Source organism: Tepidisphaeraceae bacterium (assembly GCA_035998445.1).
GTDB lineage: Bacteria > Planctomycetota > Phycisphaerae > Tepidisphaerales > Tepidisphaeraceae > DASYHQ01.
In genome coordinates, this window is the sequence record DASYHQ010000002.1 from 1 (window position 1) to 8,789 (window position 8,789).

Genomic DNA, 8,789 nt, shown 5'->3' on the forward strand with positions numbered 1-8,789 from the left:
CCTTGCATATGCGAACTGTGAAGCCCCGCGAGGCGGCGGCCCACGTTCTGGCGGCTGTTCGGGCTTGGACCACGACGCCGACGACGATCCGGCTCAACCACGGCCTGGCGGCCAAGACAGGCTCGATCTGCCGTCGGCGGGTGCGTCGCGTGCGGCTCGCTACGCTCACCCGCACGCGACGCACCATTCATCATTGGATCGGCTTTGTGTTCGGGTTGGAAGATACAAGGCAGAGCAGGATGTCCTCCTTTGCTTTCTTGCCCTGACAAGGAACGATGCCCGTGCGTACGATCCGGCGGTGGCGGAATACCGTGACGAGGAACGGGCGGCGCGGCGGGAGCGGCGCGAAGCGCGCCGGGCGAAGCAGCGGCTGGCGAACGTCGACCGGGCGGCGGCGATGCATGCGGCGCGAGTGACGTTTGAAAAGGCGCTGTGGGGTGATGCGGGGGTGGTGGCGCGGGGGCCGGCGGTCCACGTGGGGTGTTCGGGGTGGTACTACTGGCACTGGAAGGGCACGTTCTATCCGGCGGATCTGCCGGGCGGGAAATGGTTTGATCATTACGCCAGCCGGTTTCGCACAGTGGAACTGAATGCGCCGTTCTACGCGTGGCCGAGCGTGACGAACGTGAAGACCTGGCTGCGGCAGGCGGGGCGCAGGCGGTTCGTTTACACCGTGAAGGTGAGCGAGTTGATCACGTACGAGAAGCGATTCGTGGGAACGCGGACGCTCGTGAAGGACTTCGGGCACATCGCGGATCTGCTCGGGCCGCGCATGGGGTGCTTCCTGTTTCAATTGCCGCCGAGCGTTCACTATTCCAAGGCGATGCTGCATCGCATCCTGCGGCAGCTTGACCCTGCGCGGCGGAACGTGGTGGAGTTTCGGCATCGCAGCTGGTGGAACGAGACGACGTACGCGGCGTTCCGCAATGCGGGGGCGATCTTCTGTTCATGCAGCGGGCCGCGCCTGCCGGACGAACTGGTGCGCACGGCGGACGATGTGTACGTGCGCTTCCACGGCACGAAGCAGTGGTATCGCCATGATTACACAAAGGCGGAGCTGGCCGTGTGGGCCGATCGCATCGCCGCCAGCGGAGCGCGGCGGGTGTGGGTCTACTTCAACAACGATCGCGACGGCTACGCGATCAAGAACGCGCGCGAGATGGTGCGGCAACTGAAAGCGAAGGCGGGAACATCGGCAGCGGTTTAAAGTTCATCAGGACGATCAGAGGGCGCACCCACAGGCACCGCCCTCTGATCTTCAATGGGAATCCGATTGGTTATCACACCATCACACGTTGGCCGCCCTCCAGGACGGGATCGGCGGACGCATGGCAGGGGTCGTGTTGGTGCCGCTGCGGTGGAAGCAGTTGCTGCTGAAGACGGCGATGCTGCCGGCGCGTGCGACGCTCGCCCGCACGTGAAGTATACCGCCGCCGCGGTCCGCTCCAGCGGCGGGTTAGCAGGCATCGCTGCGACACGTCCACGAACCCCCACACCTGTTCCCCGCCGCGGCGAATGATGAGGCGCCGGACCGTCGCGAATCGCAACAGATCGTCCGACAGCGTTCCGACCACGGTGGCGTCTTCAGCGTAGATGTACCGACCGCCGCCGTACGGCGGCACGGCGGCGAGGAGCCGGTCCGCAGTCGCTGGGTGCGGCAGGAGGATCGCCTGCTCCTCAGGACGGTTCTCGTCGGCGACCAATCTGGAGTCCGCACCGACCAGCAGACAGCCGCGCACGCTGGTGTCGCATCCGATGAAGTCCCGGGGCCGCGCGATGATCTTGGAAACGTCCATGCCAGCTAACGGACCAACGTCCAATGGCCGGCACCGCGCCGGCCGGCTTACAGTTTATCAGAACGCGCGACGCGGCCTCGGTCCGCTGCAGAGAACCCATGCAATCCCGCCGCTGACGTGTGAAGATCAGCGGCGTCCCTTACCACAGGAGGACCGCATGGGTTTCCAGAAGATCATCGCTCTGGACCTGGGCAATTTGAAGACCGTCGCGTGCGTGATGGACACCGCGCTCATGCAGAACGGCAAGGTGCTGGTGGAGAACTGGCACAGCTTTACGCCTGCGAGCCCGCATGCCGAAGGTGGCAAGACGAACCGGGTGGTGAACAAGGAAGTGGAGACGGCCGACGCGTTCGCCCGTCGCGTACTTGGCGATCTGTATGACCGCGTACCGATCATGGTGCTGAACGATGAGGCCCACCACTGCTACTGCCCCGCACCGCTGAGCGCGGAGACGAAGAAGCGACTTTCGGCCGAGGAACTGAAGGATGCGCAGGCGGAGAACGAAGAGGCAACTGTCTGGATCGAGGGCCTGGACAAGCTCAACAACGTGAACGGCGGCGTACCGGCTGGACAGAAGACACCGGGGATCACGCTGTGTGGACCTGTCGGCGACGCCGTTTTACATCGGCGGCAGCGGGCACGTTGAGGGCAGCCCGTTCCCATGGCTGGTGAGCGACTTCGGCCTCGTCGATGCGATTGAAAGCGGCATCGTGAAGATCCCCCGATTGCCGGTGAGCGACACGACGGGCAGGCCCGAGGCGCAGTACTTCAAGCTCTGGCAGAACATCAAGGACCGGCTGGAACCGGCGGAGTTTTTGCCCGGTAAGGGACGCAAGCCCAAGCCGGACGTGGTGTACCGTGAAGGGGAGCCGGCGCTGAAGCAGTTCGCCGGGCAGTGGGTCGAGCGGTTCAAGTACATCCAGGAGGTCAAGCCGGGGCAGGTGCAGGTGCCCCCGGTGCTGATCATCGTCGCCGACAACGTGGACATCGCCGAGTTCTTCTATCGAAAGATCAGCGGGGAAGAGCCGCTTGAGACCGTCACGATCGAAGATGTTGCAGAGGCCGCCGAGGAGGAAGAGGACGAAGCCGAGGAGCCGACGCCCGCAAAGAGCCGTGGCAAGGCCAAGCAGCGTATCGCGTACGGGCACGGCGTGATCTTCCCGGATTACTTCCAGAACACCGAGAAGGTGAAGCGGACGATCCGCATCGATACCGACCTCCTGTCGAAGGCCGAGAGCCAGGACCCGGCACAGTCGCGCAAGCTCGCCGGCGAGGCGCTGCGCAAGGTCGTGTCGACCGTGGGCAAGCGCGGCGAACCGGGCGAGCACGTCCGGTGCGTGGTGTCGGTGGCGATGTTGACGGAGGGCTGGGACGCAAACAATGTCACGCACATACTCGGCCTGCGGGCCTTCCGAAGCCAGTTGTTGTGCGAACAGGTCGTCGGTCGCGGCCTGCGACGCATGGATTACACGCCCGATCCCGAAACGGGACTGCTGACCGAGGAATACGTGTACGGCATCCCGTTCACTGTCATTCCCTTCAAAGGGCGGCCGGTCAACCAGAAGCAACCGGAGGACAAGCCGAAACAACACGTGCGGGCGATGCCGGAGCGCGCCGGGCTTGAAATGCGCTTCCCTGTGGTCGAAGGGTACGCGTTCGCACTGAAAAAGAACCTGATCCAATGTGATGTCGGCGCGATGGACGTGCTGCTGATTGAGCCCAACCGCGAACCCACGGCCACGTTCCTCATGCCCACAGTCGGGTACCAAGAGGGCACCGCGTCGCAAAGCGCGCCGTTCGGCTTCACGGAGCAGAACCGCGGCCAGTACTACCAGCACACGCACTTGCAGGCGATTAAGTTCCAGATCGCGCGGCTGGTGGTGGCGCACCTGATCAGGGAGACGGGCGCGCGATCGGGTTCCAAGGCGCGGGTGATGCGGTTGCAGTCGCGCCACCAGATGTTTCCACAGGTACTCCGATTCGTTGATGGGTACGTGCGACGAAAGGTCGATTTCAAGGGCGTGGCATCGCGAACTGGGGCTTGAGAAGTACGTCAGCCGGATGGTGGGGCACCTGTGTGATGCCATCATGCCGGATGAGGCCGAGGGCGAACCGCCGCTCCTGCCCGTGCTGAATCGTTACAAGCCGATCGGCACCTCGGCAGACGTGGACTTCATTACGACGCGCCCATGCCACGGGACGCAGCGGAGTCACGTTAATCAGGTGGTTCTCGACACGCAGACGTGGGAATCGAGCGTTGCGTTCAAGCTGGAAGCGTCCGACGTCGTCGAGCGGTACGTGCGCAACGACCACTTGGGCTTGCTCGTCCCGTACGAATTCCAAGGCGTCGACCACACGTACGAGCCAGACTTCATCGCGCGCCTCACGTCTGGCATGAACTTGTTACTAGCGGTAAAGGGATTCGAAGACCCGAAGACGGTTGCCAAGCATCACGCCGCACGACGTTGGGTGGACGCGGTGAACACGCCCGCGAGCACGGCGATTGGATTTTCCACGTGTGCCGCGATCCACAGTTGCTAGAGCAGGAACTGGTGTTCCTGGCATCCATGACAACGCGATGTAACCGTCTAAAAAGGTCAGTGCGTTTCGCTAGCGTTTGAACTGGCCACCCCGCATGCCTACGCAATGGTTCTATAATCCACCGCTCACATTCGACTTGCTGTCGCCCCCCACATCCCACACTGTGTCCCCAGCGCGGCGCAACGTGCGACGCGCAACAAATGGGCCGACGCGACGGCAATCGCTCGGCCCATGGCCATACCTTCTTCCGAGGTACGACATGCCAGAGCATACCGAATAGTCCCCGTCCGCACACGACCGTTTTAACGATGCGTTCGTCCCGACCGCCCGCTTCCATCCCGGCCGCCCAGACTTCGACCTGAGCCAAGACCTGCTCGACGAGCACGAGTACCGCCAGACGCACTGCGATTGCTGCGGCGGCGTGACGCCGGGCACGGTCGTGGCGGGGGTGCACCTGCAGCAGTGCGATTCATGTTTGAGGGCGGCGCTGTGGGAGACGCTGGCTGAGTTGAAGGAGGGGCGGGCGGCGTGAGAGGGTAAGAGGAAAGGGTGGCCTATCAGATTGCTAGGGCGGCTATTTACACTGTGCGGCCAACGACAATGAACAGTGTCGAGCCGAATTGAATGCAATCTGCGAGACGCTGCTAGGGTTCTTCTCTCCGGCAGATTGGCAGCACAGTGCCAGCGGTCACGCCGCGTGTGCGCGTCGGGGGCTGGATAGGGTAGAGCGGTGCGGAGCGACGAGACGACACCGACGAGCGATCCGCTAGTTGGTCCCGGGCGGCGGCGGTAACGGTGGTAGGGGTTGTGATGCGCGGCCCATGCTGCAATGGGCAGGGGCCGCAGGGTAGATGCTTGATCGCGTGGTCCCGTCGTGAGAGAATCGAGCGGTTTCATCGCGGGGGATCCGCGCCGATGCTCGTTCGCATCGCTTTCGATGATCAATGTTGTGCCCACGGTCGTCCCGCTGCCACATGGCGCGCCGGCTTGGGGTCAGGAGTACCTTGTTCAGCTTCATTGCAGCCGCATCGCGGCGTATCGGTCGGGCTCGGCAGAATCACATCGTCGCCTCCCCACCGCGTGCGGTCGTCGATCGACTCGAGCCTCGCCTTCTCCTGCACGCGGGCGATGTCGATGTGCTGGCGTCGTCGACAGCGGTGACGGCCGAGCCGCGCCAGGAGACCGGTCCCATGACGATCGTGCTGAGCGACCTGGTCCTGCCGACCACTCCGCGGTCCGGGCCGGCGACGTTCACGATGACGTACGCGGATCCGGATGGCGTCGACACCCGGGACGTCTTGATCCGCGGCGCGTACGTGACACGCGTCCCGAACACGGTGAAGGTGCCGGAGGTGGCGGGGGACCTGCTCGACATGGACGACGTGTTGGGCGACGGCACGCAGATCGTTGCCCGTTGGAGCGTACGGCTGCTCCCGAGCGACACGACCATATGGGATGGGGTGGAAACGTTCGCGATCCAACCGTTATCGATTGGCGACCTGCATGGGAACTTTTACTCCACCATCGACAACCGGTGGAGTTCGACGTTCTCGATCAACAACGTTCGGCCGGCTGGGTTGGAGCTGCTCATCGAGGGTGACCGTCGGCGTCTGGTGGATGCCGGTACACCTGGATCATTCCACATCGGCACCGCTGCGGACCTCGATGCGCCGCTCGAACTATCCATGGTCGTGCGCAACTACACCGGATCGAACGTCACGATCAACGGCATCTCGCTCCCGGCGGGCTTCGAACTTGTCGACGAGCTCCGTGAGGGCTACGACCTCGTACGCGAGTTCCCCACGGTGGTCGAACGGCACGACACGCCGTTTACCTCGCCGTTCCTAATGATCCAACTGACCGCCCAACAGGCCGGCGACTACGGCGGCACCGTGACGCTCACCACCGGCGCCGGCCCCATCACGTTTGAGGTCCATGGCACCGTCGGCACGTCTTCGTTCGGCGCGCCGGTCACTTACCCCCTGCCCTCATCGGGGTTCAACACCGCCGGCCACGTATTGGTCGACCTGGACAAAGACGGTTCGCTCGACATGGCCTCCACCGTAAGCCAAGCCGAGACGGGGGCGGTGGTCCTGGCGATCCGCTATGGCGTTGGCGATGACACGTTCGGCGAACTGGTGCTCACGCCGATGGATGACGAAGCGGCGTCGCTGGCCGCCGGCGATGTCAACGGGGACGGTGTGATCGACCTCGTCATGGCGCGCACGCATTCCATCTCCCTGTACACCTTGGACCCCGCAACCGGACGCTACTCGCTGGTTGACGAGGTGATCGACGGCCGGTTTGGTGAAGGGTTTGGCCTGATCGTCGAACGCGTTGACGACGATGAATTCGCCGACGTGATCTTCCTCGGTGACGGCAACTTGTGCGTCATGCGTGGCGCGGCGAGCGGGCTTGGCACCATCGAGGAGCCGCACCGAGATCCCCTGCTCGAGAAGCGTGCCGAAATGCTGCACCTCGACCTCACCGGTGACGGCATCAAGGACGTGGTTGCGATCCGCGCACTGGGGACATTCAACAAGAACGAACGGCCGCTCCTCGTGTTTCCCGGTGATGGGAGCGGTTCGTTCGGCGACGCCATCTCGATGCTCGATCCCAGGAAATGGCCGTTGCGCATCGCGGCGGGCGACATGAACGGCGACGGGTTGGTCGACCTCGCCTTCACGCATGAAGCGGGTGTCAGTGTCGCCATCAATGGTCCGAACGGCCTGGTGACGCGCAGCACCTGGAACCTTCTAAGAGGTGTCGATGCCGTCGCCCTGGGTGATATCGACGGAGACGGCGACCTGGACGTCGTCGCGTCCGGTGGGAGAAGTTCAATTCACCATCTGTGGACCTTGAGGAACGACGGCACCGGGACGTTGACGGACGCGGTTGCCGAAGCGGTGCCGAAGCGGGCCGGCGAACTGTCGCTCGCCGACGTGAACGAGGACGGGCGCTTGGATGTCATCAGCCAGGACGCCTACGCCGGCACGTTCCACGTGTTGCCGAACGAGGCGACCGTCACTGAACCGGCGGGGCCACAGGTCAGCGTGTCGCGGGATGGCAACGGCGTATCCGGGCCAATCGATCTGGGCACGTCGCAATTGGGTGCTGCGGGCGAGCCGGTGACGTTGACGCTCCAGAACGACGGCACGGCTCCGCTGACGATCGGCACACCGATCGTGCCGCCCGGCTTCGAGATGGTGCAACCGCCCGCGGCGACCGTCCCAGCGGGCGCATCGACGACCGTCGTGATCCGGATCGCCATGTCGCAGAACGCCGGACCGCTCAATGGCACGCTGACCATGACGACCAACGCCCCTGCGTCGCCGCAGTTCATTGTGAACCTTACTGGCCAAGTGGCGCCCGAACTCGACATCGAGTTCAGCGGGCGCGTGCGCGGCGTGTTCACAGAATCGGACGGCACGGTCGTAACCGTGGCGCTGAGCGGGCCGGGGAGCGGGAAGATCCGTATGGGCCTTCTCGAGGATGGCGGTACGGGACCAGTGGAAGTTACGGTAGCCGGAACGACGTCGCGGAGCGCCATCTCCATTACGGCACGTGGCGGCGACCGACGTGCCCGCGTGCCCGCAATCACCGTCGACGGCCCGTTGAGGGCGCTGTCTGCCCCGAGCGGCGACGTGGTCGGCGACGTCTCGGTCGCCGGCACGCTCGGCTCGTTAGTGGTCAATTCATTCGCCGCCGGCGCGGACTTCGCGGCCGTGTCGCTCGCCAAGGGCAAGGTGGCCGGCGACGTGCGCGGCGGGATGCGCATCGATGGCGCCTTGGGCACGATGTCGATCGGTGGCAGCGTTGCCGGCGACGTGTCGATCTCGGCGGGTTCGCTGGGTGCATGGACCACCAAAGGCGACCTCGCGGCGTCGAGCCTGCGCGTGGCCGGTGGCGTCGGCAAGGTGACCGTGGGCGGCACGATTGGCGCGGGCGTTTGGGTGGTTGGCGGGGCGATGACGAGCCTCGCTGCTGGCTCGGTCGCGGACGCTGTCGCGATCGGGATTGGCGGGCCATTCGGCACGTTGACGACGAAGAGCAACTTCGCTGGTGCGCTTGCGGCCTCGCAGATCAAGTCGATCACCATCGGTGGCGACATCGTGGGGGGCCAAGTCCTCGCGGGCGCCTGGCTGGGAGAGGATGCGGAACCGGGAGATCCTGAGGACACATACGCTGGCGGCACCATAGGCAAGGTGACGGTGCGCGGCGCGTTGAGCGGGGGCAGCGTGATCGCGGCAGGACTTCAGGCCGGTGCGGGCAACGTATTGAGTGGCGACGAGACGCTGCTGCCCGATCCAACCAGTTCGATTCGCTCGGTCGTCATCCGCGGTGGCATCGCCGACGATTGTCGAATCGTCGCTCCCACATTGCCGGCAAAGGCGATACTGGGACGGGTGCGCGTGACGACCGCGGAGTCTCCGCACTTCATGCTGTAGTATC

General features: G+C 64.5%; 7 protein-coding genes. 6 read left to right on the forward strand and 1 reads right to left on the reverse strand.

Annotated features, from left to right (window positions below; all coding sequences use genetic code 11):
- On the forward strand, nt 1–266 hold a 266-nt coding region (locus tag VGN72_00020), incomplete at its 5' end, for a hypothetical protein (protein HEV7297720.1).
- A 32-nt stretch (nt 267–298) separates the two neighbouring features.
- Nucleotides 299–1,207 carry a DUF72 domain-containing protein gene (locus VGN72_00025; protein HEV7297721.1) on the forward strand — a complete coding sequence of 303 codons (909 nt, stop codon included), beginning with the start codon at nt 299–301 and terminating at the stop codon, nt 1,205–1,207.
- A 73-nt stretch (nt 1,208–1,280) separates the two neighbouring features.
- Here VGN72_00025 and VGN72_00030 read toward each other — a convergent pair whose 3' ends face one another.
- The gene (locus VGN72_00030) at nt 1,281–1,796 is read right to left on the reverse strand and encodes a hypothetical protein (GenBank protein HEV7297722.1); all 516 of its coding nucleotides are present in this window, start codon (nt 1,794–1,796) and stop codon (nt 1,281–1,283) included.
- Between the two features lie 157 nt (nt 1,797–1,953).
- On the opposite strand from VGN72_00030, the gene VGN72_00035 reads away from it, so the two are divergent.
- The 4 genes from VGN72_00035 to VGN72_00050 all read left to right on the forward strand — a co-directional run bounded on the left by VGN72_00035 (nt 1,954) and on the right by VGN72_00050 (nt 8,785).
- Nucleotides 1,954–2,442 (forward strand): hypothetical protein, encoded by a 489-nt coding sequence (locus VGN72_00035; GenBank protein HEV7297723.1) that lies wholly within the window; start codon nt 1,954–1,956, stop codon nt 2,440–2,442.
- Nucleotides 2,393–3,841, forward strand: a complete 1,449-nt coding sequence (locus VGN72_00040) for a hypothetical protein (GenBank protein ID HEV7297724.1) — start codon at nt 2,393–2,395, stop codon at nt 3,839–3,841. The genes VGN72_00035 and VGN72_00040 overlap by 50 nt, the downstream gene beginning before the upstream one ends.
- 43 nt (nt 3,842–3,884) lie before the next feature.
- Nucleotides 3,885–4,337 (forward strand): hypothetical protein, encoded by a 453-nt coding sequence (locus VGN72_00045; protein ID HEV7297725.1) that lies wholly within the window; start codon nt 3,885–3,887, stop codon nt 4,335–4,337.
- A gap of 1,004 nt (nt 4,338–5,341) precedes the next feature.
- On the forward strand, nt 5,342–8,785 hold the full coding sequence (locus VGN72_00050) for an FG-GAP-like repeat-containing protein (GenBank protein ID HEV7297726.1): 3,444 nt from the start codon (nt 5,342–5,344) through the stop codon (nt 8,783–8,785).
- The last annotated feature ends 4 nt before the right edge of the window (nt 8,786–8,789 follow it).

Coding starts and splice junctions, on each gene's coding strand:
- VGN72_00030 (HEV7297722.1), bottom strand. CDS start 1,796: ATGGACGTTTCCAAGATCATCGCGCGGCCCCGGGACTTCATCGGATGC.
- VGN72_00035 (HEV7297723.1), top strand. CDS start 1,954: ATGGGTTTCCAGAAGATCATCGCTCTGGACCTGGGCAATTTGAAGACC.
- VGN72_00045 (HEV7297725.1), top strand. CDS start 3,885: ATGCCGGATGAGGCCGAGGGCGAACCGCCGCTCCTGCCCGTGCTGAAT.